This window comes from Chromobacterium sp., assembly GCF_041912965.1.
In the GTDB taxonomy this organism is placed as follows: Bacteria; Pseudomonadota; Gammaproteobacteria; order Burkholderiales; family Chromobacteriaceae; genus Chromobacterium; species Chromobacterium aquaticum.
The window spans coordinates 47679-71870 of the sequence record NZ_JAYSGF010000024.1 but is presented as its reverse complement, the minus strand read 5'-3'; the positions used below and the strand labels follow the sequence as shown (position 1 = coordinate 71870).

Below are 24192 nucleotides of genomic sequence, written 5' to 3'. Positions count from 1 at the left end.
CCCCCAACGACGCGCTGCTGGAAAAGGTGAAATCCAATATGCAGGAAGTGCGCGCGCGCGGCGGCGAGCTGTTCGTGTTCGCCGATCTGGACAGCCATTTCAGCGAATCCGACGGCGTGCACGTGATCCGCACCCCGCGCCATGTCGGCGTGCTCAGCCCGGTGGTGCACGCCATCCCGGTGCAGATGCTGGCCTACCACGTGGCGCTGGCGCGCGGCACCGACGTCGACAAGCCGCGCAATCTGGCCAAGAGCGTGACGGTGGAGTGAGGTTTGTGGATGGTGTTTGAGGATGTGTAAGCGGTAAATAGAAGCGTTGGTTTTTAGTTTCGAAGAAGCGTGGGTTTTCGTAGCCTCAGTTGCCCGGAAACCCACGCCAGCATTGCTTCCCAACGTATTTATTTGTCGCGACATTTTCCCGCCAGAATTGCACAAGAACCACCCCCTCCATTCTTTTTAGAATTCGTCTTGGGTGCCACCGCCTAACCACCTCTTGCTGCTGTAGTGTTGCCTACTTAGTACGTTGGCATTAACGTCTTCGGTATGACTCATAAGCGGATTCTATGCGCAGCACATGCAGTGGGCTGCATCCGTATAGCTTAAAACCCACGCCTTCGGTTGTGCAGGGAGATGGCCATCTGAACTCCTCCGTCTTGGGCATCTTGGATGATGTATGGTCTGCAGCCGGCGGTGAGGGTGAATCGCCCCGGCTTCTCTAGACACTTGTGAGCCGTTGGAAATATTGCTTCTCATACTCTACCGGCGATAGTCCATTCCGCTGAACCATGCCGGCGCTTTGGGTTGTAGAACATCTCGATGTAATCTAAAGATGTCACGCCGGGCTTCTTCCCGGTCGTGATAGGTTTTTCGCTTGATGCGTTCTCGCTTCAGCAGGCTGGAAGAAACTCTCCGCCACGGCATTGTCGTGGCAATTCCCTCGTCGACTCATGCTGGGCACCAGGCGATGCGCTTTCAGGAAGTCTTGCCAGTCGTAACTGCTGAACTGACTCCCCTGGTCGGAATGCACCAATACTTCTTGTTGTGGCTGTCGCCGCCAGACCACCATCAATAAGGCATTCAGCACCAGCTTCCTATTGATGACTGCATCGACCAGCCAATGATCTGCCGCGAGAACAGGTCGAGCACCGCCGCCAGATACAGCCACCCCTCATGCGTGCGGATATACGTGATGTTGGTCACCCAGGCTAGATTCGGCGCTACCACCGCTGGGTGGCCACGGCAATGTCCAGGCCGTCGGGAGTAGCCCGTCTGCGAACGCAGATCCTCCTGCTTCATCTGCTGTGCCACGCGATGTTTGCCGCAGCACTCTTCCTGAGCTTGCAGGTCGTCGTATACCTTGCGGTAGCCATAGACACCGCCACTCTCCAGCCAGGCCTGTTTGATTTGTCCCTGCAAGCGCTGGTCTTCGCGGGCACGAAGTGAATGCGGGGACGCTTTTCAGGCGTAGAAGCCACTGGGATGTACCGACATGACCAGACACAATCGCCGGATTGGAAACTGCTGCCCGTAAGCCCGGATGAAGGCATACCTTACCCGGACTCCTTGGCAAAGTATGCGGCGACCATTTTTAGAATGTCGCGCTCCTCCGTTACCCGGTTCAGTTCTGCCTTGAGACGACGGATTTCGGCTTGCTGGTCTGTTGTGGCGGCAGGTTGGGTTCGTTTGGGGTCGTAACGTTTCAGCCATTGATAGAGGCTGTGGGTGGAGACGCTGAGACTAGCTACCTCGGAAACAGGGTAGCCTCGTTCGGTCACCTGCTTGACGGCTTCAATCCTGAACTCTTCGGGGAAGCTCGGCTTGCTCATGACACCTCCTTGTAGGGCCTAGTGTGAGGCTCTTGCGGTGCCTAGGAAAGCGGGGGCGATTCAGACTGAACATAACGCGAATTGCGGGGGGGGGGCGAATTGGGCATAGTCAGCGGCAAGAATACCGCTGACTATCTCTCAGCAATCAGGATGCCGATTTGTGTTCCCCTCGCTTTGTCTGGCTTCATACCTGACATAGGCGTTCGCAAGGATGACTGTAATCGCACCGGCAACAAAAGCAATCACATGCGACTTAAGGTATTCCATTGGTCCGGGAATTATCATCTTACTTTCCTTGCAATGCTTGCCCACAATCGGAGCAGAAGCGCGCTTTGAACTCGTTACGTGCCCCGCATGCAGAACATGCTATGGTGTTGGCTTCCATGATGGCCTTTTGGCGCATGTAAGCGATATGAATAACGCATGGCACCGTGACACGGTAAGCGGGACTCGCCATGTCCGCGAGTGTCCATAAACCAGTCACCACCCAACCAATCGGGCCGAGCAAGACTCCGACAGTCCTTGCCACTGTTGCGTTGACTGCGAGAGGTAATCCTCGACCCAGCAGAGCCTTCGATACGGCATTGGCGACGATGAGTGCGAGCTTGTAAGTCGTGAATCCGCCCATGCGTCCAGCAGCAATGAGCGCAGCACCGGCTGCAGGCCCCAGCATGGAGAGGTCGGTCACGTTCAACTCTTTTAAAATCGCCGCTCGTTCTTCTGCGGACATCTTCTCAAATGAATTGCGGAGAATCTTACGTAGGAGGCCGTCCTCGACTATCAGAATGTCGTCATCATTGCTAAACGGCACGTTCAGATGCGAAGCGACATCCTTGACGACTTCGTCATAGGTAATGGCTGTGTCAACATCGGGAAGAATTCTGTCTAGTAGTGACCCAACGGCAATGCTGCTACGAACATCGCGGTAGACATTGGTTAACGTATTACCGCCGAACTCAAGTAGTTCTTTGCGGATGAGGTTGCGGTCGAGCTCTGTATACGCCCCACGCTCTTTGCATTTGACGAGTCTCTCGCAGACGTCGTCATTCAAGGAGATGCGACCTTTACCACTATCAGTGATGTAGTCGACAAGAATGTCCAGGTCGGCAATGTCTGCTTGTGCGAGCAGCAGTGAAAGATTGCCAGGATGCTTGCTGAAATTGTTGGTCATCGGATTGCCTTAGCGTTAGTCGCTCCCAGAATGCTGCAGAGGGTAAGTAGCGCTGGGAGATGGTGGGTGGCTAAGCCGTCCACTCGAAATGGAATGGTTGCGGCGGTTGTCGAAATGGAGGTTTTCAGGGCGCGGCGGAAATCCCGTACCTCCTGAGAGACCTTGGGTTCGTGCTCGTCTTCGATGATTTTCAGCATCCTGCCAATGCGTAATGCGGCCTCCACCACACGTTGCGATGTTGTCGAACTCATGCTTCTCAGCTCAGAGGCAAGCGTAATGAACGTGGGGTCTTCCATTGCCTGCCTAAATGTCAGCATCCCGCTGGCCAAACTAGCCCAGTCTTGCGGGCGCATCAGCAGCAGCGCCGGCGGCACACCAACCGCATTGGCTAGGCGACAGATAATTGTGAGGTCAGGATTTGCCGGGGCTTCATCATTACCTCCACCAAGGTACTTCGCCAAGGTCGACCTCCCAACATCAGCCCGCTCTGCAAGTTCCGCCTGTGAAAGCGCGCTTGGCACGCCATCCTCATCTTCGGATGCAACTCTCATACTGCGTCGCAGCGCTTCTACAAAACAGCCCGAGACTTCACGGAACATGCTGTTTTCTTCTTGCTCTTGACTCATGGGTTTTTCACTCGTTCGTCATGTCAGAGTGTAGTCTAAATCGGCAGGCAAACGATTCCAAAAAAACTTGTCTACGGAGATGAACACAGTTTGCTTGCTCAACGTTCCGTAAAGTGGTAATGCACGCCTGCGGTATTAGCCGTGCCTAGTAAGGGCTATGGCGTCGGTCTCAACTTGTCCATGTGAGTAGACAAGTTCTTGAAAACCGTATCGTTTGATTTCCATCTTTATGGCATAGTGAATTGAACCCGCTTTCAGTGCATCGCTTGTATCAGTTAAAAATTAATAGACTGACATCACGATTAAACACCTCAGGAAACCAATCGATGGCGACCATTTCTTCAAAGCCAAATGCTATTGTACTTGGCAGTGACGTTCAGCAGCCTGGTATCCGAGTTGCTCCGCTCTTAGACCACGAGCGCTACCGCTCGGCGAAGCCACTACTTGCCGATTCAGAGTTATTCGGACGGCTCAGCGCGGTATTTCAGGCCGTCCCCACGATACTCGTTGAGGAGGGGCATCGTGGCAAGCACCTAATGGAGGTGGTCATCAATGGAGACCTGATTCGGGCCAAGGGCGGTGAGAGTTTCCGTGCTTGGGCGGTGGATGGGAACGGTAAAATCGCGGAGCACGCAACGTTATTTGAACCCGAAAAGCTACAGCAAATGGTCAATGCTGCAGCCATCTGGCAAATAGCGTCGTTGGTGGTTGCACAAAAGCATTTGGCCGATATATCGGCCAAGCTGGATGAAATCCGCGAGGGGGTTCAAGATATAAGGCGCTTCTTAGATGAGGAGCGGCGAGGACAGGTATTGGGAACCATGAAATATCTCAAACAGGTAACCACGACAATCAGTAAGGGTGATTTGTCACCAGCAATTCGCAACCAGCTTGAAAATTGCGAACGTGAGCTGCTTCAGATTCAGGAGCATCTGCAGCAAGAGTTATTGCATCAAAGCTCGGAATCTATTGAGCACAAAGAGTGGTTCGGAACAAAAGACCTTCAAATGGAAACGGTGACCAAATACGAACGGCTCCAAAACCTTGCCAAGGATATTCGCCTCACCCTCAAGACCCGTGTGCTAGCTTGGTATGTCTTGTCTCTTTATCCCGGAGAAGTTGCGTTGAAAAAAGCGCGTATGGAGGAGCTGCTTCACAGTGCTGAAGAACTCAAAGCGTGCCTGCAGAGCATAGAGAAAAGAGCGGAACAAGACTGTGAGCAGCTCTCGTCTTGGCTCAACCGTGATACGACGTTGGCTATCCGCAGGACCGAAGTGCGAGAAGCGGCAATGGCCTTGTCTAATGACCTGCTTGCCATTAATAACGATACTAGGGAATCTGTTCAGCTATCTAACGATATGCTATCGAGTCCAACTCACCTGGTGTTTGAGGTAGAAGATGGCCGTATCAGTGAGTTGCGGCTAGTCGGTTGAAGTTATTGGAGTGGAGGAGTGTATACTGTGTCAAAATTGATGTTAAAACCTATTAAGGCTCAGAGAGGGAACTTATGCCCTATGCGAGATGCGTATTTAAAAGACCCGCATGTACAGGGTTTTGTTCGCTATTTATCTGAAGTTATCAAGGGAGCCATTCCTATAGGCCTCACGGTTGGTTTTTCCAGAATCAAACTGCCCGCTGATTTTGTGCAGCGGTTCGGTGGTGGAGAAATCAAAGGGAAGGGAGCAGAGGCTGTTTACGAGTTAAAAGGACAGACACTCGAGGCGTTCTTCCGCATGTATTGGTGGGACCGGAAATACTATGGTGCCAATGCAGAGATTCTTGAATCTGTTGGCGCTAAGATTAGAGCGGCTATCGAAGGAGAATACACTGCCGATGGACATGCATTTGCATTGGAGGCATGCCATGAGGTTATGAAATGGGGCTTCGGCGAGAGAACCCGTGCATATCGTGCGAATATGGACTGGGCCGCGGCAATGGGGAGTGAATTGGTTCCTGTATTGCGGCTGGGGCGTGAATCGCTGACAGGAGAGTGTCCGAAGGTCGAAGTATTCGGGCGCAGCAGTGACGGTGAGCCTAAAAAACCGAGAATGAATGCTGGTTGGACGAAGTATTATGCGCTGGCCTTGCCAGACTTCATTATATATGACGGTCGTGTTGGAGCCGCCTTGGGCTTTCTTGTGCGGCGCTACCTCGAGTCCGTGGAGCCCCTGCATCAATCGCTAATACTGCCAGAGTCTCTCTCATTCCTCTGGGCCTCTGGTCAAGGCACTAACCTGCGCAATCCTTCCTCACATCATTACAAATTCCCGCGCTTGCTTCATACGGACGATGGTATGCGAGGATGGGCACGCGTCAATTTGCAAGCCAACTGGGTTTTGGCTGCGGCTCGCCACTTGGCTCAGACGGATTGGTTATCTGGTGCGGATGGTCTGCGCAAACTCGAAGCAGCGCTCTTCATGCTTGGTTATGATTTCCGTGGCGCTCAATGACCGGAGTGCGCGACAGAACAATGAACAGTATTCTTTTATTTGCCTAGTGATGTTGCGACCAAGATGAGTTCGTTCAGTCCTGATATTGTACAAGCCACCTAGTTTCCCTTCCCTTCATTGAGGGCCGATAGACTGGGTGGGTGTGCTTGAGGCTATCTGTTCATGGGCGGAGCTAAGCTGCCTCAATAACACTCACCGCCCGCGCGGCCACGGGTAGATACAGCCACTGCTCCTTCACCTTCTTGCCCGTGCATGTTTCGATGGCCCGTGCATAGGCGGATATGGAGAAGGGCGCATCGCGAGAGACTAAGGCGTGAACGAGGCTATCGTACGGGCGGTGCGAGTGGTAGTTAGGAAAATTTGCGGCGCAAAGGCACTGATTTTTTCAAGTTAGGGATATCAAAACCAACGCTTTTATTTCCCAATGGCGAAAAAGCATGAAAGACGGGGTGTTTTAGCAAGTATGAAGCGTGTGTTTTGTTGTGGATTTCATTTAATTTCAGTGGCTTAGAATTTTGTGGCTTTGGGTGCCAACGCTTCTATTTACCGCCAGCACTATGATCGGAAAGAATAAAGTCTGTCACGAGGTAATGAAGTCCGTCACGACAATGATATGACCAGTTTGTTGCTAGTAGCACGAAACAAAGAGGCCCGGAAGGGCCTCTTTTCGTTTGAGATTTCTTGGTGCGATGATTCACAAGGGAAGGACCGAAGGGGCAGTTCGTCGGCCGAAGTTGCCTGTCGACAAGGGAATGGGTAACGGTCGGTTTACACAGAATTCCAGACACACTCCACCAGTTGTAAAACAGTTGAGGTGATTCATTCGGCTAGTTTACGACCAAGATACTCTTACCTATGTTTCGCCCCCTTCTTGCATGGATCATAATTACCATTGCCAGCATTTTCTGGGACAGTTAATTGTTTTTGGCTATTTGCCATCGATAAAGCCAGAAAATAAGCCCTGGAGCCATGATAAAATATACTGCCACTCGTACAAAGCCAATGAATTCAAGTGAAACGAGCGCTCCGCTAAGAGAGTTGTCGGCCGGGTGCGTTGCCATGTTGAGCACAAGGGAAATCCATTGAGAAACACTCCCCAACCCCATTAATAATAAGTATGAAAATACTAGAAATGTAAACTTAGCCTCTATGTTTTCATGAAAATACAAGAGAAAAATAATTGGCATCAAAATAGAAACGGCCTCAATTATTTGCATTGCGTATTGGCTGATCATTTTTTCTAACCTAATCTTGCTAGCATCAATAAATGCGAAGTATTGCATCGATTAATATTTCTGATAGTCATTGATGCTCCTTGGTGTTATTTAACTAATAATTGTTTGCGCAGAGGCAAGTATGGGTAATGGCTTTTAATCAAGCAGAAAGCATAAACGTATAAATGGTACAGCAAAGAATGAGGTTAGAATATATTCTTTTGGATAATTTTGGGAGTGGTAGACAAGAGCCGGCCTCTCTTCATGGGTAGATGTTTGTAGAAGACAGTGGGGTACGAGATACGCAAAGCTGTTGCGTGGTATTCAACGCGTGTTACTCAGCGCTTGTTAAAACACGTTTGAAGGGAGCGAGCTTGAGCGTAAGGTTAGGGCTCTCATTCAACTCGGACCTTGACAAAATCTGAATCTCGCGCAATTTTCTGAAGCGCCTGATAAAAATACCCATCCCCTAGCGCTTTAAGATTGGCTGTGTTTATAAAGTTGAGTTGACATTCCCCAGGCCAACCTGGGCCTCCGTTCAGTGCGTCCCAAAAGGCATCGAGATTACATCCAAAATAACCTGCTCCTTCTGGTTTTATTGCGATTAGGTAGGCCTGCCAAAAGGCACTTTCATCTTTGATCAGAGCGCAGTCGATTGTGTAGTGGCGCATAAGCTCTAACAGTTTTTATATGGATACCGAGGGTCGTATAACAATTGATATTGTTGATAATCATAATCGCATGTAAATGCTAGGTTTTTCAAGTGCGTTGTCATGTCGTTGACCATGTAATAACCCCACAAATCGGGTGGATGTCGTGACCGCGCCGCGGGTTGCCCGCGACCCTATGATTTTTTTCCCTGGACAGCCGCTCGGGATGAGAAGGACACAGAGAGATGGATCTTGGCTCCTTGGCCAGAACTGTCTTCCTGCGCATCCCAACCTGCGCAATAAGGCGCGGCTGTTCCCCCTCATCCCGTGGTGGTGCCGATCCAGACCACAGCTATAATCCCCCTCCGTGGCGAAACAGATCTGAATGCGGGATAAGCGATGCAAGTATCGGCCTTGGAACGGCAACTGAATTTTCTGAGAGAGATAGACCGCTTGAAGTCGGTGCTGCGGCAATCGCCGTTGCTGGATCAGAGCCGCCGGGAGAACTCGGCCGAGCATTCCTGGCATCTGGCGATGTATGCCTTGCTGTTGGGCGATTACGCCAGCGGTCCGGTCAATACCGAGCGGGTGATCAAGATGCTGTTGCTGCACGATGTGGTGGAGGTGGATGCCGGCGATTTTCCCATCCACGGCCAGGCCGTGCCTGGGGCGCAGGCGGAAGCGGAGGCGAGGGCGGCGGAGCGTTTGTTTGGCTTGTTGCCGGCGGAGCAGGGCGCTGAATTGCTGGAGCTGTGGCGGGAGTTTGAGCGCGCGGAAAGCGCCGATGCCTGTTTCGCCAAGGCGCTGGACCGTTTCCAGCCTTTGCTGATCAATGTCTTTACCGGCGGCGGGACTTGGACGCAGAACGATGTTTCGCTGGAGCAGGTGCTGTCCCGTTACGGCCCGGTGATCCAAAAAGGCGCGCCGCAGCTTTGGCAGTTATGCGAGCAGTGGGTGAGCCGGCATTTTGCTAAGACCCGCTAACAAAACCCCTGATCCTGCGTTGCGCCTCCTTGTCGTACTACTGGTACTGCCTGCGTCGGCGCGCCTTGGCTCAGGTTCTCTGCGAGGTTTTGTTAGCGGCTCTAAGCAGCCTGTTTAGACCCGCTACCCCTGATGCTGTGTTGCGCGTAAAACTGAGTTTTGTTAGCGGCTTGTAACGCTATTCAGATCGGCTTCAGCGTCCAAGCGATGGCTTGCATCCCCAGCGCGCCGCGCGCCAGGCGTGGCTATTTCCGTCTTGCCGGATGTCGCCGGCTTGACGCTCTCCCGCGCCTCCCCAACAATAGCCCCCGCGCCGCAGCAATCGCGGCGCTCGGGTTTAGTCTCCCGACTTGGACTTCTACCGCGGATGCGCTGTTTTCACAGCGTATCCGTTGCCATTGCTTTGCCTATTCGGGCGGGCCGTGGCAAGTGGCGCCCTGATGGGCGCACCGGCTTGTGCAAGCATTCACCGGTAGACCAACTCTTGTCATGTGCCCGCCTTGCCGCTTTGCGGCTTGGCCCTTCTGCTCAGGAGGTTGCAAATGGTAAAGCCAGTCCGTCCGGTGCTAGGCATAGCACTTTCTTCGTCCCCCACTCACACCCCAAACCGGGTATCTCCACTCGCGCCGCTGTTGCCGCGCTCGCGCTACCGCTTTGCCGGCAGCGAAGCCAAAGACCTCAGTCTGCCCTTCGTCCGCCGTATCGAAGGCCGCACTCATCCGCATTACTGGCAGCCGGCCGAAGCCAAGGATGAGTTCGAAGCTTGCGCCTTGGGCCGTCAATACGCGGCTCACCTGGCGCAGATGCTGAAACTCAACCGCCAACACTCCGCGCGCGGGCTGTTGTTCCGCATCGCCAGCGATATGGATTTCAGCGACCGCGGCCACCACCGCAGCCTCTGCAAATGCTTCTTCAACTATCTGGAGATGTTGTTGAACCTGGGAGCGCAACAGGTGGACCTGGTGCGGCATGTGGAGGCGGTGCAGCGCTTCTATCTGAGCCTGGATGAGCTGTACGCGGTGCAGCGCAACCCACGGCGCAAGAAGAAGCGTTAAGCCGGAGGAGCAGCAGCCGGCCCTGTGGGGCCGGCTGTTGGCAGGGGTGCGGCGTGCACTTCTGCTATCCAATAAATAAGACCTGCCTTGAGGCAGGTCTTATTTTTAAAATACGAAAAGCCCCATATGGGGCTTTTGCTATTTAGACGCTGTAATGCTTAGAGCGGCTGAATCGCGGTCGCTGCCGGGCCTTTTTGGCCCATTGCGCGGGTGTAGCTTACTTTTTGACCTTCGCGCAGGGATTTGAAGCCATCCGCGCGAATTTCGGAGAAGTGAGCGAAAAGATCGTCGCCGCCATTGTCCGGGGTGATAAAGCCAAAGCCTTTTGCGTCATTGAAAAATTTAACGATACCAGTTTCCATAGTGGACTCCATATGTCTGTTAAGGACAATAAAATTATCGAATTGGCATGATAATCAAGGAATAGATAAGGAAACAATGAAGACCACTTGAGGGGCAACGAGGTATCGATAGATATGACGCTTGAAAATCCTGCCCGGACTTTTTATAGGAAAGTCGCGAGCATGTCAATAGTAGCTTTTGAAATTGCCGGAAAAATTGCCGGAAAAACCGTCCCACCCGCTCTGGAGGCTTTGCACGGGTTCTAAGAACCTGTTCACGATCTTTTGTAGATGTGGTTAGCCGTTGCTAGATACGTAGGAGACCACGTATCCGACGCGCCTCGGGCCTGACGGGCCCCGGCGGGAAGCCGCAGGCCAGGCTTGCAGGGCGGCCTTTGGGGTAAAGGGGAATTTGGCCGCGTTGTTCCCCTTTCCGTTCGCCTGGCGGAACCGGCCCTAAATCATCATCCGCGTAGCGGATTCAATGCTTTGAACAACACTTCCGATCAGAAAAGATCGTAAACAGGTTCTAAGCCTCCAGCCGGAACGTCGAGTCCATGGCCGGCCCGCGTTCGTGTTCCAGCAGCCATTGCTTGCGCGCCAGGCCGCCGCCATAGCCGGTCAGCGCGCCGTCCTTGCCCAGCACGCGGTGGCAGGGAACGATGATGGCGATGCGGTTGGCGCCGTTGGCGGCGGCCACCGCGCGCACCGCGCTGGGCCGGCCCAGCCGTTCCGCCAGGCTTTGATAGCTGTGGGTGCTGCCGTAGTCCAGCGCTTGCAGGCTTTGCCATACGCCGCGTTGGAATTCGCTGCCCGGCGTGTCCAGCGCCACGTCAAAATGTCGCCGGCGGCCGGCGAAGTATTCGCCTATCTCTGTTTCCGCTTGCCGGGTGTGCGCGTTTTCCCCGGCGATGATCCGCGCCTTGAGCAGGCGTTGCAGGTCTTTGAATTCGGTTTCCAGCATGCGCCGGTCGGTGAATTCCAGCAGGCACAGGCCGCGCTCCGTCGCGCAGGCCAGCATCGGGCCCAGCGGGGTGGTGAAGCGGTGCAGCAGGATGACGCGCGCGCTGTCGCTGGGAGCGCTGCCGGTCAGTTTCTTGTAGGCGTGGGCAAAACCGCTGAGCGAGTCGTAGCCGCTGTCGAGCGCGACCTCGGTGGCGCTGCGGCCGCCCTTGAGTTCGCGCAGCGCGGTATTGATGCGCAGCATGCGCTGGAAGGCGTGGAAGGTGATGCCGTGGTGCTGGAGAAACCAGCGGCGCAGCGCTTCCGGGCTGATGCCGCGCTGTCTGAGCTGGGCATCGCTGATCCGGTCCTTGGGGCTGGCCCGCAGCCAGGTCATGACCTGGGCCACCGCCGGCGGCGCGGCGTGGGCGTTCTCGGTGGGGCGGCAGATCTTGCAGGGGCGGAAGCCCGCGTCCAGCGCGGATTTGAAACTGGAGTGAAACTCGACGTTTTCCCGTTTCGGCTTGCGCGCGCGGCAACTGGCGATGCAGAACACGCCGGTGGTGCGGACGGCGACGAAGAAAATGCCGTTGTATGCCTCGGCGCGTTCCAGCAGCGCCCGGTAATAGCCGTCGGCCTGTTCGGTGTCAGTGATCAGCATGGGTGAAGACGGCCTGGAAGGATTGTTGGGCGCGGATATTGTGCAGCATGTTCAGCAAGCTGCGCTGCAATTGTTCGTGGACGGCATTGCCCATGGAGAGGCGCTTGACGCCCAGCCGCGCCAGCGCGGCGAAGTCCGGCAAGGCCGGCATGCACATCACATTCAAGGGCAGCGGCACCGCTGCGACGATGGCGCGAATGTCCGTTTCTTGCACCACGCATGGCACGAACAGGCCGTCGGCGCCGTGGGCGGCGTACAGGCGGCCGCGGGCGATGGTCTGCGCTTGCGCGTCGGATAGGCCCAACAGGAAGGGATCGGTGCGGACATTGAGGAATAGCGTGTGGCCGGCTTGACGCAGCGCTGTCCGCACCGCCGTCAACATGGCGGCGAATGCCGCCGCATCCTGCAGGCTGCGCCGGCCTTGGCGCACCACGCTGTCTTCCAGGTTGACGCCGACGACGCCGAGCGCGGCCAGTTCGCTCAGATTGGCGGCGATGCGCTCGGGGCTGTCGCCGTAGCCGGCTTCCATGTCCACGCTCAGGGGCAGGCGGCTGGCGGTGCGCAGGCGGGCGACAAGCTGGCGCAATTCGGCAAAGCCGAGTGCTTCGCCATCCTCGTAGCCCAGCATGGCGGCCATCGCCGCGCTGGAGGTGCCGATGGCGGCATAGCCGGCCTGTTCGGCGAGGCGGGCGCTGACGGCGTCCCAGACATTGGCGATCAACAGCGGTTCGGCTTGGTGGTGCAGGGCGGCGAAGTCCATGGGTGTGCTCCGGTTGGAATGCGTACAGCTTAGGGGGCGCCCAAGACCGTCACAACCGAAAATCGGACGAGTATTTTGCGGGCTGTTTGCCGCCGCGCCGGTGTTTGAATGCGAACGAAAAATTCTGATGGCATGGCCGGCGCGGTTATACTGGCGGCGGCCTCAAGATGCGCTGAGGCGGAGGCTGTCGTCGATCAAGGCTTCGTAAATCGGCTGTTGGCCGGCGGGTAGCACCGGCAGCAGGGTTTCGCGGCGCTTGTCGGCGTCAAACAGCGATTCCACCAGCCAGCCCACCAGGTAGAGCGAGGCGAGACAGCCGCCGGCGGTGGCGATATTGCCGTGGCAGACCAAGGGTTGGTCCAGGACTTGCAGGCCCTGTGCCTGCAAAGCGGCTTTCGCATCCGGATGGGTGGTGGCGCGGCCCTGCGGCAGCAGGCCCAGCCGTTCCAGGATGAAGGCGCCGCCGCAGATGGAGCCGATGCGTTGACGGCGGGGGTCCAGCGCGAACGCGGGCAGAAAGTCCGGGTCGGCGAGCGCGGCGGGCACGCCTTGCTTGCCGCTGGAGAACAGCACCGCATCGGCGTAATTGGCGTCCGCGAGCGGGCCGTGCGTCGGCACCGTCAGGCCGTGCGCCGAATGCAGGACCGGCTGCGCGCCCAGGATGCGCACGCGCCAGTCTTTGCCGTTGCGGCCCAGCAGGTCCCACATGAGGAATAGATCGATGTCGGTGAAGTGGTCGAAGGCGATAAGCGCGATGTCTTTCAAGGCGAACTCCTGGAGCAGGTTGAATGCGGTTTCCGCGGGAGTTCGCAGCCTAGCAATCCAACGGCGGCCATACACAGCCTGTATGGAGGGCGGCGCATGAAAACACTGTCGCGCAAGGATTGGATTCTCGCCGGCTTTGCCGCGCTGGATCAGGAGGGGCATGCCGGCCTGTCGGCCGAAAACCTGGCGCGCCGGCTGAATGTGACGCGCGGTTCCTTCTACCACCATTTCCGCAACCGGGAAGACTTTGTCCGCACGCTGCTGACCGCCTGGGAGGAGGATTACACCGAGCGCATGCTCGCCCATGCGGCGCAGGGGCGCAGCGCCGGCGCTACCTTGCTGCGTTATTTGCGGATTGCGGCGGAAAAGCAGCCGGGGCGGGAGGTGGCCATCCGCGCCTGGGCCTTGTGCGATCCATTGGCGGCGGCCTTCCAGCAGCGGGTCGATGCCCGCCGGCTGGCGTTCGCGATCGAAACCGCAGGCCGCCTGGGGCGCTCCGCCGCCGAGGCCGAGTTGATCGGCCAGGCGGCGCATCTGTGCCTGATAGGCGGGCAGCAGACCGGGGCGCGCCACCAGGCGGGCCAGTTTGAGCGGCTGGCCCGTGGCGCGTTGGCGCTGGTCGGCCGCTTTGCGGGCGGCTAGCCCTCAGTCCTGCCCGGCGGCGCCGTAGCGCGCGTCCAGTTCGTCGTAGAGCGGCTTGTTGACCAGGCGTTGGCGTTCGGCGAAGGGGACCACCAACTGCGGGTCTTCCTGCAGGATGCCGTCGCGCGCCAACGCGCCCAGCGCCCGCTGCATGCCCAGCACCGCGCCTTGCAGCGCGGCGTTGGCGTACAGCACCAGGCCATAGCCCAGTTCCTTCAGTTCCGCGGCGCTCAGCGCCGGGGTCTTGCCGCCAATGACGATATTTATCAGCAAGGGGCGCTCGAACAGCGCCGGCAGGCGGCGGATGTCGTCCAGTTCGCGCACCGCTTCGATGAACAGCACGTCGGCGCCGGCCTCGGCGTAGCGGCCGGCGCGCTCGATGGCGGCGTCGATGCCGTCCACCGCGCAGGCGTCGGTGCGGGCGATGATCAGCAGGTTCTCGTCCTGGCGCGCTTCCGCCGCCGCCTGGATCTTGCCGCACATTTCGGCGGCGCTGATCAGGTTCTGGCCGGAGAAGTGGCCGCATTTCTTCGGCAGCACTTGGTCTTCCAGCTGGATGGCGTCGGCGCCGGCGCGTTCCAGCACGCGCACGGTGCGGCGCACATTGAGCGCGTTGCCGAAGCCGGTGTCGGCGTCGACGATGATGGGAATCGACACCGCGTCGCGGATGGCGGAAACCTGGTCCGCCACTTCCTTCAGGCCGACAAAGCCCAGGTCCGGCAGGCCCAGCTGCATATTGGTCAGGCCGGCGCCGGTCAGGTAGAGCGCGCCGAAGCCGAGGTCCTCGACGATGCGCGCGCTCAGCGCATTGTAGGCGCCGGGCACCAGCAGGCCGGAGCGGCTGGCTGTCAGGCGGCGCAGGGTGTGTTTGCTGTTTTGCGTCATGGTTGCGGTTCCAGAATGGCTAGGGGATGGGTCTGGTGGTAGTCGCCGCGCCAGTAGACCAGCGGCTGGCGTTCCGGCTCGTGCTGGGCTTCCAGCACTTCGCCAATGAAGATCAGGTGATCGCCTTCCTCGTGCTGGCATTTGCGGCGGCAGGCCAGCCAGGCGGCGACGCCGCTGAGCAGCGGCGCGCCGTGGCGCTGGCGGGTGAACTGGGCGCGCTTGCGTTCTTCGAGGCCGGGGCTGGCGAACAGGCGGCTCAAGTCTTGCTGCTGCCGGCTCAGCACCTGGATGGCGAAGCGCTCGGCGGAAAGAAAGCTGGCGGCGGCGCGGGATTGCTTGCGCAAGCACCACAGGATCAGCGGCGGTTCCAGCGATACCGAACTGAAGGCGTTGATGGTCAGGCCCAGCGGGCCGTGGTCGGGGTCCAGCACCGAGGCGATGGCGACGCCGGTGGCGAAGCTGCCCAGGGCCTGGCGCAGTGCGAGGTTGCCGGCGCTCATCAGACGGCGATGGCGTAGCCGAAGTCGATTTCGCTGGCGGCCACGCCGCCGCGCATGCCCCAGTTGTCGGCCGGCTCTTCGCGCAGCAGGATCAGCACCGAGGCGGGCGCGATGTCCAGCAGCGCGGCCAGGTCGGCGGTCAGCCGGGCGTAGAGTTTTTTCTTGGTGTCCGGCTTGCGGCCGGCGAAGACGGTGATTTCGATGTGCAGGTAGTCCGGATCGCCGCCCGGCGGCAGCAGGTCTTCCGGCGCATAGCGCTGGTAGCGCGCCTGCAATTCCTCGTCGCTGACGCCGAACACGGCGCGCAGCGCGTCGTAGACGCAGTGGATGATGGCTTGGCGCTGTTCGGGCGCGCGCGCGGCGGCGTCCTCGATTCTGACTATTGGCATAAGGGGCTCATTTCTATGGCGGTGGCGGCGGCGAAGGAGGCGGATTGCATTTCAGCGAGCCGGCTCAGCGTGCGGTGGGTGTCCACCGACAGCGCCACTTCGCGCAGCATGGTTTCGATCGGGCGTTCGGAGATCAGCAGCAGGCGCTGGCGGCGGTCGTAGAGCACGTCCACCAGCCAGATGAAGCGGCGCAGGCCGTCCGCCTTGTTCAGCTGGGCCTGGGCGATGTCGGAGACAATCACGGTGTGCCAGCGTTCCGAGATTTCCAGGTAGTCCAGGTGGGAGCGCGGCCCCAGGCAGATGGCGTCGAAGTCGAACCAGACGCAGCCCGGTCCTTGCGCCCGCGTCGGCAGCGGCCGGCCGGACAGGCTGACGCCGCCGCCGTCGGTCAGTTGCAGGCCGTCTTCCCGCAGCAGCCGGCGCAGGCCTTGTTCGGCGTCGGCGTCGCAGGGGTGCAGATAGTGTTCGGCGCTGGCGGCCTCGCGGTAGCGGTAGTCCTGCGCGCCGTCCAGGTGCAGCACGGCCAGGTGTTGCTGGATCAGCGCGATCACCCGCAGCGCGTAGCGATGCAGCTGCGGGTCCGGGAGCAGTTGTTCCGGCGCGTAGTTGGAGGTCAGGATCACTTGCACGCGCTCTTCCAGCAGCACGGTCAGGAAGCGCTCCATCAGGATGGCGTCGGCAATGTCGTGCAGATGGAATTCGTCCAGGCAGAACAAACGGCTTTGCCCGGCCACGCGCTTGGCCAGCGCCGGCAGGTAGTTGGCGTGCTCGCCGCCGGCCTGGGCCAGGCCGCGGTGCAGATCGCGCAGGAACTGATGGTAGTGGATGCGCTGCGCCGGCTGGGTGGACAAGGCGAACAGCCCATCCATCAGCATGGTCTTGCCGCGGCCGGGTTCGCCCCACAGATAGGCGCCGGCGGGGCCTTGCTGTCGCCGCAGCCAGCCGGCGGCGGGCCGGGGCTGCAGGCACAGCGCGTCCAGCGCGTCGGCGGCGCGGCGCTGGCCGGGGTCCAGCAGGACGCCTCGCTCGGCGAAACGCCGCGCCAGGGCGGAGGACTCAAGCATGCGCCGGCTCCGCGGTTTCGGCAAAACGCAGCAGCGCGTCCAGCAGCGCGCGCTCGCCGGCCTCGTCGCGGCGCAGCAGATGGTCCAGCGCCGCTTGCTGGTCTTCCGGCTTTTTATCCTGCGATAGCTTGAAGCGACCTTCCTCGCGCAGCACGTGGATGCACAGGCCGAGGATGTGCGGCGCGTTGGCGATCACTCTGGGATCGGCGGCGTCGTACTGGAACGATGCCTGCGGCGGCTGCAGCCGCTCACAGGTGTCGCGCAGCGCGGCGCGGGCCGATTCCAGATCGTCGAGGACTTCGATTTCGACGTCCATGTGCACCGCGACGTAGTTCCAGGTGGGCAGCAGCCGGCTGCGGTAGGCTTCCGGCGGGATATAGCTTTGCGGGCCCATGAACACCAGATGCGCGGGAAAGCGGCCGCGGCCCTGGAATTGCGGATTGCGGCGGTCGACATGGCCGAACAAGGTGCGGTCGGCGGTGCGGAACAGCGGAATGTGGTTGTTGTGCCGCTGGCCTTGGTGCTCGCTGCTGATCAGCGCCAGCGGGTAGCGGGCGATCATCTGGTCGATCAGCTCGGGGCGGGTGCAGCGGTATTCCGAGTAATGGAAGGCGCATGAACTCACTGGGTAGCTTCCTTTCGCAAATGCGGTTCTGCCGGCAGCCGCCGCGCGCGCCGCCGCCGGTCATGGGCGATGGCCGCTTCGGTCATCCACTTTAGCAGCGCGCGGCCGCGCAGCGGTCGCGAATTGAATGGCAAGGGGGCCGGGCCGGCGCCTATCAGTTGCCGCGCCAGCGCCCGGCCCAGCATGAAGGACAGCGCCAGGCCGCGGCCGTTGCAGCCGGTCCAGGCCAGTACGCCGTCGTCGACGCATTGCAGGCTGGGCCGGCCGGACAGGGTGAGGCCGACATGGCCGGCCCACAGCAGCGGTTCGCCGGCGGGCTCCAGGCCGAACACGGCCTGGATGCGCTGGCGCAGCGCGGCGCTGTAATGCTCCGGGCCGGCGTCGGAACGCAGCGCGAACAGGCCGGTCAGGAGCCGGCCTTCCGGGGTTTTGCGGAAAAACCACATATCGCGGCGGTTGTCGGAGAAGGGGATGTCGGCGGGCAGCACTCGCGCCTGTTGTTCCGCGCTCAGTTCGAATTGTCCGAGCGCCAGCGTCAGCGGCACGCTGCGGCGGGCGACGGCGGCGATGCCGTCGCGGCTGTAGGCGTTGCCGGCCAGCAGCACGCGACCGGCGCGCAGGCTGCCGCGCGGGGTGCGGATCACATGCATGCCGTCGCGGCTTTTCAGTTCCAGCAGCTTGGCCGGGCAGCGTTCCAGCAGCACCACGCCGCGCCGGCGGCAGCGTTCGGCCAGGCCGCGCGCCAGCGCCAGCGGGTCGATCTGGCCGCCGTCCTCGAACAACAGACCGCCGTGGTAGCCGGCGGCGGCGCTCAGCGCCAGGGCTTGTTCCGCGTCCAGCGCGCGGGCGCGCACGCCCAGCCGGCGCCAGGCCAGCGCGCTGGCTTGGGGGTTGGCGGGGGCGGCGAACAATTGCATCCAGCCTTGGCGCACCGGGCTGGCTTCGGGCAGCGCCAGCAGTTCGGCCGCGGCCTCGCTCAGGCCGGCCAGGTAGTCTTCGCTTTGCGGTCCCAGCCAGGCGCTCAAGGCTTGCGGTCCGCAGCGCGCCGGCACCGGCACCACGAAGCCGGAATTGCGGCCGCTGGCGCCGCAGCCCACGGTGTCGGCTTCCAGCAGCACCACGCTGCAGCCGGCCTCGGCGGCGGCCAGCGCCGCCGACAGCCCGGTGAGGCCGGCGCCTATCACCGCCAGTTCGCAGCTGGCCGGCAGCGCGTCGGCCTTGTCCGCCAGCAGCCGCGGCGCGCGCGCCTGCCAGCCGCTGACGGCGCCCAGCAGCGCCTCAAGCGCGGGCGGCGTCATGCCGTGGTCCTTGCTCCAGCCGCGCCGCCAACGATTGCACGATGGCTTGCGAGCGCAGCGCCAGCAGGCTGAAGGAGCCGGCGTCGCCCATGCCGTGGGAGGATTCGCACAGCCCGTTCAGGTACAGCGGCGCGCCGTGGTCGGCCGCGCCTTGCAGCCGCACGCGGTAGTCCTGCGCGATTTCGACGGTGTCGCGCTCGGCGCACAGCTGCGGCGACAGCGTTTCCAGCACCCGCGGCCAGGGTTCGCGCTTGGGGCCGCGGCCCAGGTCGAGGAAGCCGGTGGCCAGCACCACCAGGTCCACGGTTTCGCTGACGACTGCTCCGCCCAGGAAGTGGCGCAAGCGCAGCGTCACGCCGTCGGCGCCCGGTTCGCAGGCCTCGGTCTCCATGCAGGTGAGCAGGGCCAGGCTGTCCTTGTCTTGCAGGCGGTTGGCGTATTGCTTGACGTAGAGCTGGTTGAGCACGTCGATGTCGGCGGCCGAGTAATTGGTGAACACCAGTTCCTGGCGCAGCCTGGCCTTGTGTTCCGGGCTGGCGGCGAAGAAGGTGTCGACGAAGGCGGGGAAGTAGACCTCGTCGGAGAAGGGGCTGGTGTCTTTCTGGCGGTAGCCGAAGTTGCGGGTGACGCCCACCACCCGCGTCAGCGCCGGCTCGGCGCTGGCGTGCAGCAGGATTTCCACCGCGCTCTGGCTGCCGCCTATCACCGCCACCCGGCCGCCGCCCTTGGCCTTGAGCCGTTCCAGCGCCGGCAGGTAGTGGTTGAGATGGACCACGCGCGGGTCCGGCGCGCGCTGGAACGGTTCCGGGATATTGGGGGTGCGGCCCGGCGCCAGCACCACGCTCAGCGCCAGGTATTCGCGGCCGTCGGCGCAGAGCACGCGGTAATGGTTGAGCGCGCCGTCGCTGTCGTTGACCGGCAGGATGTCGATGACTTCGCGCTGGTATTCCACCTGGTGCTGGAAGCAGCCGGCGACCCAGCTGACGTATTGCGCGTATTCCAGCCGCAGCGGGTAGTGCAGCGGCAGGTTCAGGTGCTCGTAGAGCCGGTTGTGCTCGTGCAGGAAGTTGGTGAAGCTGTAGCGGCTGCGCGGGTTGCGCGGGGTGACCAGGTCGCGCAGCGGGTGGTTCTGGATGTCCGAGCCTTCCAGCAGCATGCCGGGCTGCCAGGCGGCGGAGGGACGCCGCTCCAGGAAGCGCACGGACAGCTGTGGCGCCAGTTCTTCCAGCGCGATGGCCAGCGCGATATTGGCGGGGCCGAAGCCGATGCCGATGATGTCGTGTACGGTGTGGGTCATGCTGTCGCTCCAGGTTCAGAGTGCCATGGCCGCATGCGCGGAGGCGGCGGCCGGGGCGGCGGGCCACAGGCTGGCCAGCGCGGTTTCAAAACGGCGGACGATGTCTTCCGCGTCGTCGGCGCTGATGATCAGCGGCGGCAGCAGCCGCATCACCGCGCCATGGCGGCCGCCGCTCTCCAGGATCAGGCCGTGTTCCAGACAGGCGCGCTTCAGCGCCTTGGCCAGCACGCCGTTGGCCGGCGGGTGTCCCAGCGCGTCCGGTGCGCCGTTGGGGTCTATCAGTTCCACGCCCAGCATCAGGCCGCGGCCGCGCACCTCGCCGATGCAGGAGAAGCGCGCTTGCAGCGCCAGCAGGCGCTGGCGCAGCAGCTGGCCCACTTCCCGCACTTGTTCCAGCACGCCGGGCCGGCGCAGGTATTCCAGCGTGGCCGTGCCGCTGACCAGGGCGATCTGATTGCCGCGGAAGGTGCCGGCGTGGGCGCCGGGCGCCCAGCGGTCGTATTTCTGGTGGTAGGCCACCAAGGCCAGCGGGTAGCCGCCGCCCACCGCCTTGGACAGGATCACCGCGTCCGGCACGATGCCGGCCCATTCATGGGCGAACATGTCGCCGCTGCGGCCAAAGCCGGTCTGCACTTCGTCCATCACCAGCGGCACGTCGTGGCGGGCGGTGATTTCGCGCAGGCCGCGCAGCCATTCCGCGCTGGCCGGGATGCAGCCGCCTTCGCCCTGGATCGGCTCCACCAGCAGCATGGCCGGCTTGTTGACGCCGCTTTCCGGATCGGACAGCAGGTTTTCCAGATAGGCCAGCGACAGGCGCTCGCTGTCGGCGGCGTCGGCGCCGAAGGGGCTGCGGTAGGCGTAGGGAAACGGCAGGAACTGGATTTCCGCCGGATAGCCGCTGATGTGCTGCTTGGGCCCCAGATTGCCCATCATGCCCAGCGCGCCCATGGTCATGCCGTGATAGGCGCCCTGGAAGGCCAGCACCGAGCGGCGCCCGGTGGCGGTCTTGAACAGCTTGAGCGCGGCTTCCACCGCGTCGGAGCCGGACGGGCCGCAGAACTGCACCTTGGCGTGTTCGGCGAAGCCGGCCGGCAGCGCCTGGTACAGCTGTTCCACGAAGGCGAGCTTGGCCGGGGTGGCGATGTCCAGCGCCTGCTGCAGCTGGCCGGATTGCAGGAAATCGGCCACCCGCTGTTGGACGAAGGGGTGGTTGTGCCCCAGCGGCAGCGCGCCGGCGCAGGCCAGGCAGTCCAGGTATTCGCGGCCGTCGCTGTCGTAGACGCGGGCCAGTTCGCCGCGGCTGATCACGCGGTCTATGCCGCGCGCGTAGGTGCGGGCATTGGATTCGCGCTCGGCCAGTTGCAGGCGGCGCTGTTCTATCGATGCATTCATCGTTTGCTTCCCCTGCTCAGCTCATCAACGCCGCGGCGCGCGGCTCCACATGGTCTTGGCCGGCGGCGGCCAGGCCCAGCTCCTTGATCCAGCGCCGGTATTCGATGCCCAGCCGGTCGCTGCGCACATGCATTTCCTGCTGGAGGTCCAGCGGCAGCCGCGCCGGGCGCTGCGATTCCACGATCAGCCGGTCTTGCTCGAATACCATGTCCTGGCGATAGAGGATTTTTTCCTCGCTCAAGTCGGCGCCGAAGTTGATGGCGACGATCAGCCAGATCACGCATTCGGCCTCGTCCACCGGGGTGGCGTTGAGGAAGGTGCAGAAGCGTTCGGTGTCGCCGGTCTTCTTGACGAAGTAGGCGGTGGTGGGGTTGAACACAGAATAGGTGTAGCGTGCGGTGACCGGGATGCCGCGGTGGTCGCCATAGGGCTGGAACACCGAGATTTCCGAGGTGCGCAGCCCGTGTTCATCCTTGAACACCTGGTAGTCCGGCAGCGGTTCCGGCGCGTCCGGGTCGCCGTTGAGATTGGCGTGGACGAAGGGGAAGTGCGAGGCGTCGAGGAAGTTTTCCACCGAGCGCAAGGCATTGCCCATATAGCGGTAGGGGCCGGCGAACACTTTGCGGAAGCTGCCGTCCTCCCATTCCGGAAACACCGGCAGCGGCCGCTGCGGCGCGTCCAGGCTGACCCAGATCAGGCCATAGCGCTCGGCCGCGTGGTGGCGGAAGATCAGCCGCGCCGACGACGGCGTGGCTTGGTCCGGGTGGGCCGGCACTCGGGTGCACTGGCCGCCGGCGTCGAAGCGCCAGCCGTGGTACGGGCATTCGATCTCGCCCTTTTTGACGCAGCCCAGCGACAGCTTGGCGCCGCGATGGCCGCAATAGTCCTTCCACGCGTGGATTTGGCCGCTGCCGTCGCGCCACAGCACCAGTTCTTCGCCCAGCAGCCGCACCGCCTTGGGTTGTTCGGCGCTGACTTCCTCGCCGCGCGCCACCACGTGCCATTGCTTTTTCAGCGCCTGGTAATCCAGCCCGGCGCGGTCCCACTTGCCTGCATACAGCATGCTTGCCTCCTTTCCGGTCCGGTTCAAGCGCGGTCGCGGCAAGCGCCGTCGAACTGCCAGCCCGGACGCGCCCAGCCGTCCAGGGTGTAATCGGACATGCACTCGTCCACCAGCGAGCGGCACTGTTCCAGCACGCCGCTGCTCTCGCAGTGGCGCAGCATGTCCAGCCGCACTTGCTCGTTGTTGCCGGCGTAGTTGTGCTCGTACAGCTCGTGGCGGCCGCCGAATTCGCTGCCCAGCGCGTCCCACAGCAGCTTGATCAGCTTGAGCCGGTCCACCGCTTCCTGGTCGGTGCCCTGGAAATAACAGCCGATCAGTTCATTGATGTCCGGGTTGCGCAGGTCCAGCCAGCTGGACACCTGCATGATGGGCGAGCCGCCGAGTATGGTGTTGAACACCGGTTTGAGCTGGGACATCATCTGGGTGCCGAAATAGCGCACCGTGGCGGCGGCTTCCAGCCGCGGCACCACCGAGCCGTCCTGGCGCGGTTCCGGGTTGTGGCACAGCGATTCGGTCAGCGACCACATCAGATTGCGCAGCGCCACGATGTCGGCCAGCCGGGTGCGCACGCCGCGGAAGCCGTCGCTGCCGTTGGATTCCAGCACCTTGGCCAGCAGGCCGCAGATGAAGTCCATCTTCACCGCCAGCCGGGTGCCGGATTGCAGCGGATAGCGGTTGAGGAAGCCGGAGGCGGAATAGAAGCTGCGCGCGCGCTCGATGTCGCGGTAGATCAGCACGTTTTCCCAGGGCACGAACACGCCGTCGAAAATCAGCACCGAGTCGTTTTCGTCGAAGCGGCTGGACAGCGGATTGTCGAAGGGGCTGAGCGCCGCGGCTTCGTAGGAGCGGCGGCAGATGATCTTGAGATTGGGCGCGTTCATCGGCAGGATGAAGCACAGCGCGAAGTCTTCCTCGCGGCCGGTCTGGTATTGCACCGCGCTGTTCTGGGCGACGAAGGTAGCGTTGGAGATGGCCGCGCTGGTGGCCACCATCTTGGCGCCGCGCACGATGATGCCGGCGTCGGTTTCCTTTTCCACGTGCAGATAGATGTCGCGCATGTCGGCGACGGCGCGGGCGCGGCCCACCGGCGGGTTCACCAGCACATGGTTGAGGAACAGCACCTTGCGCGCGCTCTGGCGGTACCAGCTCAGCGCATTGTCGTGAAAGGGCGCGTACAGGTGGGGATCGGATTTCAGCGTGGCGGTGAAGCCGGCCTTGTAATCCGGGGTGCGGCCCATGAAGCCGTAGCTTAGCCGCGACCAGTGGGCGATGGCGTCGCGGGCCTTGAGCAAGTCCTCACAGGAACGGCTGGGCATGAAATAGCGGTGGGTGCGATAGCCTTCCGGATCGATGTCGGTCATCACGTCCCGGCTGTCCGGGTGGTGCAGCGCCGCGTACAGCCGCGACATCGAATGGGCGCTGTTGCGGAAGGCCGGATGTCGGGTGACGCTGTCCACTTTCTGGCCGTAGATATACACCTCGCGGCCATCGTTGAGACTGGCCAGATACTCTTCCGGCGTCATCATTTCATTTTTTGCAGCAGGGTTCACTTGGCACTCCTCGTGGTTTGATTCAAGAGCAGCAAACAAAAGC

At 61.1% G+C, this 24192-nt stretch carries 24 protein-coding genes and 2 pseudogenes; 6 read left to right on the top strand and 20 right to left on the bottom strand.

The window, feature by feature from the left end:
• Positions 1-269 (top strand): annotated as a pseudogene (locus ACE3QM_RS14100) (glutamine--fructose-6-phosphate aminotransferase); the annotation flags it as partial.
• A 562-nt stretch (positions 270-831) separates the two neighbouring features.
• Here the strand turns inward: ACE3QM_RS14100 and ACE3QM_RS14095 are convergent.
• The 4 genes and pseudogenes from ACE3QM_RS14095 to ACE3QM_RS14080 all read right to left on the bottom strand — a co-directional run bounded on the left by ACE3QM_RS14095 (position 832) and on the right by ACE3QM_RS14080 (position 3622).
• Positions 832-1415: pseudogene (locus ACE3QM_RS14095) on the bottom strand (IS3 family transposase).
• Positions 1416-1549: 134 nt separating this feature from the next.
• The gene (locus ACE3QM_RS14090; RefSeq protein ID WP_374422723.1) at positions 1550-1825 is read right to left on the bottom strand and encodes a transposase; all 276 of its coding nucleotides are present in this window, start codon (positions 1823-1825) and stop codon (positions 1550-1552) included.
• 286 nt (positions 1826-2111) lie between these two features.
• A complete protein-coding gene (locus tag ACE3QM_RS14085) occupies positions 2112-2996 on the bottom strand; it encodes a ubiquinol-cytochrome C chaperone family protein (RefSeq protein WP_374422721.1) in 885 nt (294 codons plus the stop codon).
• Positions 2993-3622, bottom strand: coding sequence for a helix-turn-helix domain-containing protein (locus tag ACE3QM_RS14080; protein ID WP_374422719.1), 630 nt, complete (start codon positions 3620-3622; stop codon positions 2993-2995). Before ACE3QM_RS14080 ends, ACE3QM_RS14085 begins: the two co-directional genes overlap by 4 nt.
• 326 nt (positions 3623-3948) lie before the next feature.
• Between ACE3QM_RS14080 and ACE3QM_RS14075 the strand changes: the two genes are divergently transcribed.
• Together ACE3QM_RS14075 and ACE3QM_RS14070 are read left to right on the top strand one after the other, a co-directional pair.
• A complete protein-coding gene (locus ACE3QM_RS14075; RefSeq protein ID WP_374422717.1) occupies positions 3949-5055 on the top strand; it encodes a hypothetical protein in 1107 nt (368 codons plus the stop codon).
• 27 nt (positions 5056-5082) lie between these two features.
• Positions 5083-6072 (top strand): hypothetical protein, encoded by a 990-nt coding sequence (locus ACE3QM_RS14070; protein WP_374422715.1) that lies wholly within the window; start codon positions 5083-5085, stop codon positions 6070-6072.
• Positions 6073-6986: 914 nt separating this feature from the next.
• Here the strand turns inward: ACE3QM_RS14070 and ACE3QM_RS14065 are convergent.
• Together ACE3QM_RS14065 and ACE3QM_RS14060 are read right to left on the bottom strand one after the other, a co-directional pair.
• On the bottom strand, positions 6987-7355 hold the full coding sequence (locus tag ACE3QM_RS14065) for a hypothetical protein (protein ID WP_374422713.1): 369 nt from the start codon (positions 7353-7355) through the stop codon (positions 6987-6989).
• Positions 7356-7681: 326 nt separating this feature from the next.
• The gene (locus tag ACE3QM_RS14060) at positions 7682-7957 is read right to left on the bottom strand and encodes a barstar family protein (RefSeq protein ID WP_374422711.1); all 276 of its coding nucleotides are present in this window, start codon (positions 7955-7957) and stop codon (positions 7682-7684) included.
• Between the two features lie 378 nt (positions 7958-8335).
• Between ACE3QM_RS14060 and ACE3QM_RS14055 the strand changes: the two genes are divergently transcribed.
• Both ACE3QM_RS14055 and ACE3QM_RS14050 read left to right on the top strand, forming a co-directional pair.
• Positions 8336-8920, top strand: coding sequence for an HD family hydrolase (locus ACE3QM_RS14055; RefSeq protein WP_374422709.1), 585 nt, complete (start codon positions 8336-8338; stop codon positions 8918-8920).
• A gap of 542 nt (positions 8921-9462) precedes the next feature.
• The gene (locus ACE3QM_RS14050; protein WP_374422707.1) at positions 9463-9975 is read left to right on the top strand and encodes a hypothetical protein; all 513 of its coding nucleotides are present in this window, start codon (positions 9463-9465) and stop codon (positions 9973-9975) included.
• A gap of 158 nt (positions 9976-10133) precedes the next feature.
• On the opposite strand, the gene ACE3QM_RS14045 is transcribed toward ACE3QM_RS14050, so the two are convergent.
• From ACE3QM_RS14045 to ACE3QM_RS14030, 4 genes are all read right to left on the bottom strand, one after another.
• Positions 10134-10337: a cold-shock protein gene (locus ACE3QM_RS14045; protein WP_374422705.1), complete on the bottom strand. Its 204-nt coding sequence runs from the start codon at positions 10335-10337 to the stop codon at positions 10134-10136.
• A gap of 508 nt (positions 10338-10845) precedes the next feature.
• Positions 10846-11919, bottom strand: a complete 1074-nt coding sequence (locus ACE3QM_RS14040; protein ID WP_374422703.1) for a bifunctional transcriptional activator/DNA repair enzyme AdaA — start codon at positions 11917-11919, stop codon at positions 10846-10848.
• Positions 11906-12679 (bottom strand): isocitrate lyase/phosphoenolpyruvate mutase family protein, encoded by a 774-nt coding sequence (locus tag ACE3QM_RS14035; protein WP_374422701.1) that lies wholly within the window; start codon positions 12677-12679, stop codon positions 11906-11908. Before ACE3QM_RS14035 ends, ACE3QM_RS14040 begins: the two co-directional genes overlap by 14 nt.
• A 162-nt stretch (positions 12680-12841) precedes the next feature.
• The gene (locus ACE3QM_RS14030; RefSeq protein ID WP_374422699.1) at positions 12842-13444 is read right to left on the bottom strand and encodes a DJ-1/PfpI family protein; all 603 of its coding nucleotides are present in this window, start codon (positions 13442-13444) and stop codon (positions 12842-12844) included.
• A 96-nt stretch (positions 13445-13540) separates the two neighbouring features.
• Between ACE3QM_RS14030 and ACE3QM_RS14025 the strand changes: the two genes are divergently transcribed.
• A complete protein-coding gene (locus ACE3QM_RS14025; protein WP_374422697.1) occupies positions 13541-14086 on the top strand; it encodes a TetR/AcrR family transcriptional regulator in 546 nt (181 codons plus the stop codon).
• A 3-nt stretch (positions 14087-14089) separates the two neighbouring features.
• On the opposite strand, the gene ACE3QM_RS14020 is transcribed toward ACE3QM_RS14025, so the two are convergent.
• The 10 genes from ACE3QM_RS14020 to ACE3QM_RS13975 are packed head-to-tail and all read right to left on the bottom strand — an operon-like array spanning position 14090 to position 24149.
• Entirely contained in the window at positions 14090-14971 is an 882-nt protein-coding gene (locus ACE3QM_RS14020; protein WP_374422695.1) for an oxaloacetate decarboxylase, read from the bottom strand.
• On the bottom strand, positions 14968-15471 hold the full coding sequence (locus tag ACE3QM_RS14015; protein ID WP_374422693.1) for a flavin reductase family protein: 504 nt from the start codon (positions 15469-15471) through the stop codon (positions 14968-14970). Before ACE3QM_RS14015 ends, ACE3QM_RS14020 begins: the two co-directional genes overlap by 4 nt.
• Positions 15471-15860 (bottom strand): tautomerase family protein, encoded by a 390-nt coding sequence (locus ACE3QM_RS14010; RefSeq protein ID WP_374422691.1) that lies wholly within the window; start codon positions 15858-15860, stop codon positions 15471-15473. The genes ACE3QM_RS14015 and ACE3QM_RS14010 overlap by 1 nt, the downstream gene beginning before the upstream one ends.
• On the bottom strand, positions 15851-16924 hold the full coding sequence (gene zapE / locus ACE3QM_RS14005; protein WP_048410055.1) for a cell division protein ZapE: 1074 nt from the start codon (positions 16922-16924) through the stop codon (positions 15851-15853). The genes ACE3QM_RS14010 and zapE overlap by 10 nt, the downstream gene beginning before the upstream one ends.
• Positions 16917-17549: an FMN-binding negative transcriptional regulator gene (locus ACE3QM_RS14000; RefSeq protein ID WP_053074385.1), complete on the bottom strand. Its 633-nt coding sequence runs from the start codon at positions 17547-17549 to the stop codon at positions 16917-16919. The genes zapE and ACE3QM_RS14000 overlap by 8 nt, the downstream gene beginning before the upstream one ends.
• Positions 17546-18847 (bottom strand): NAD(P)/FAD-dependent oxidoreductase, encoded by a 1302-nt coding sequence (locus ACE3QM_RS13995; protein ID WP_374422688.1) that lies wholly within the window; start codon positions 18845-18847, stop codon positions 17546-17548. The genes ACE3QM_RS14000 and ACE3QM_RS13995 overlap by 4 nt, the downstream gene beginning before the upstream one ends.
• The gene (locus ACE3QM_RS13990; RefSeq protein WP_374422686.1) at positions 18828-20144 is read right to left on the bottom strand and encodes a lysine N(6)-hydroxylase/L-ornithine N(5)-oxygenase family protein; all 1317 of its coding nucleotides are present in this window, start codon (positions 20142-20144) and stop codon (positions 18828-18830) included. Before ACE3QM_RS13990 ends, ACE3QM_RS13995 begins: the two co-directional genes overlap by 20 nt.
• A 15-nt stretch (positions 20145-20159) precedes the next feature.
• On the bottom strand, positions 20160-21536 hold the full coding sequence (locus tag ACE3QM_RS13985; RefSeq protein ID WP_374422683.1) for a diaminobutyrate--2-oxoglutarate transaminase family protein: 1377 nt from the start codon (positions 21534-21536) through the stop codon (positions 20160-20162).
• A gap of 16 nt (positions 21537-21552) precedes the next feature.
• Positions 21553-22599, bottom strand: coding sequence for an aromatic ring-hydroxylating dioxygenase subunit alpha (locus ACE3QM_RS13980; RefSeq protein WP_048410059.1), 1047 nt, complete (start codon positions 22597-22599; stop codon positions 21553-21555).
• Between the two features lie 23 nt (positions 22600-22622).
• Positions 22623-24149 (bottom strand): 4-hydroxyphenylacetate 3-hydroxylase family protein, encoded by a 1527-nt coding sequence (locus tag ACE3QM_RS13975; protein WP_374422681.1) that lies wholly within the window; start codon positions 24147-24149, stop codon positions 22623-22625.
• Between the last annotated feature and the right edge of the window lie 43 nt (positions 24150-24192).

Bases quoted from the DNA above. Each gene is read 5' to 3' on its own strand.
- ACE3QM_RS14090 (WP_374422723.1), bottom strand. From the start codon at position 1,825: ATGAGCAAGCCGAGCTTCCCCGAAGAGTTCAGGATTGAAGCCGTCAAG.
- ACE3QM_RS14050 (WP_374422707.1), top strand. From the start codon at position 9,463: ATGGTAAAGCCAGTCCGTCCGGTGCTAGGCATAGCACTTTCTTCGTCC.
- ACE3QM_RS14080 (WP_374422719.1), bottom strand. From the start codon at position 3,622: ATGAGTCAAGAGCAAGAAGAAAACAGCATGTTCCGTGAAGTCTCGGGC.
- zapE (WP_048410055.1), bottom strand. From the start codon at position 16,924: ATGCTTGAGTCCTCCGCCCTGGCGCGGCGTTTCGCCGAGCGAGGCGTC.
- ACE3QM_RS13980 (WP_048410059.1), bottom strand. From the start codon at position 22,599: ATGCTGTATGCAGGCAAGTGGGACCGCGCCGGGCTGGATTACCAGGCG.
- ACE3QM_RS13990 (WP_374422686.1), bottom strand. From the start codon at position 20,144: ATGACCCACACCGTACACGACATCATCGGCATCGGCTTCGGCCCCGCC.
- ACE3QM_RS13985 (WP_374422683.1), bottom strand. From the start codon at position 21,536: ATGAATGCATCGATAGAACAGCGCCGCCTGCAACTGGCCGAGCGCGAA.
- ACE3QM_RS14015 (WP_374422693.1), bottom strand. From the start codon at position 15,471: ATGAGCGCCGGCAACCTCGCACTGCGCCAGGCCCTGGGCAGCTTCGCC.
- ACE3QM_RS14075 (WP_374422717.1), top strand. From the start codon at position 3,949: ATGGCGACCATTTCTTCAAAGCCAAATGCTATTGTACTTGGCAGTGAC.
- ACE3QM_RS14025 (WP_374422697.1), top strand. From the start codon at position 13,541: ATGAAAACACTGTCGCGCAAGGATTGGATTCTCGCCGGCTTTGCCGCG.
- ACE3QM_RS14085 (WP_374422721.1), bottom strand. From the start codon at position 2,996: ATGACCAACAATTTCAGCAAGCATCCTGGCAATCTTTCACTGCTGCTC.
- ACE3QM_RS14040 (WP_374422703.1), bottom strand. From the start codon at position 11,919: ATGCTGATCACTGACACCGAACAGGCCGACGGCTATTACCGGGCGCTG.
- ACE3QM_RS14065 (WP_374422713.1), bottom strand. From the start codon at position 7,355: ATGCAATACTTCGCATTTATTGATGCTAGCAAGATTAGGTTAGAAAAA.
- ACE3QM_RS14010 (WP_374422691.1), bottom strand. From the start codon at position 15,860: ATGCCAATAGTCAGAATCGAGGACGCCGCCGCGCGCGCGCCCGAACAG.
- ACE3QM_RS14020 (WP_374422695.1), bottom strand. From the start codon at position 14,971: ATGACGCAAAACAGCAAACACACCCTGCGCCGCCTGACAGCCAGCCGC.
- ACE3QM_RS14045 (WP_374422705.1), bottom strand. From the start codon at position 10,337: ATGGAAACTGGTATCGTTAAATTTTTCAATGACGCAAAAGGCTTTGGC.
- ACE3QM_RS14035 (WP_374422701.1), bottom strand. From the start codon at position 12,679: ATGGACTTCGCCGCCCTGCACCACCAAGCCGAACCGCTGTTGATCGCC.
- ACE3QM_RS14055 (WP_374422709.1), top strand. From the start codon at position 8,336: ATGCAAGTATCGGCCTTGGAACGGCAACTGAATTTTCTGAGAGAGATA.
- ACE3QM_RS13995 (WP_374422688.1), bottom strand. From the start codon at position 18,847: ATGACGCCGCCCGCGCTTGAGGCGCTGCTGGGCGCCGTCAGCGGCTGG.
- ACE3QM_RS14060 (WP_374422711.1), bottom strand. From the start codon at position 7,957: ATGCGCCACTACACAATCGACTGCGCTCTGATCAAAGATGAAAGTGCC.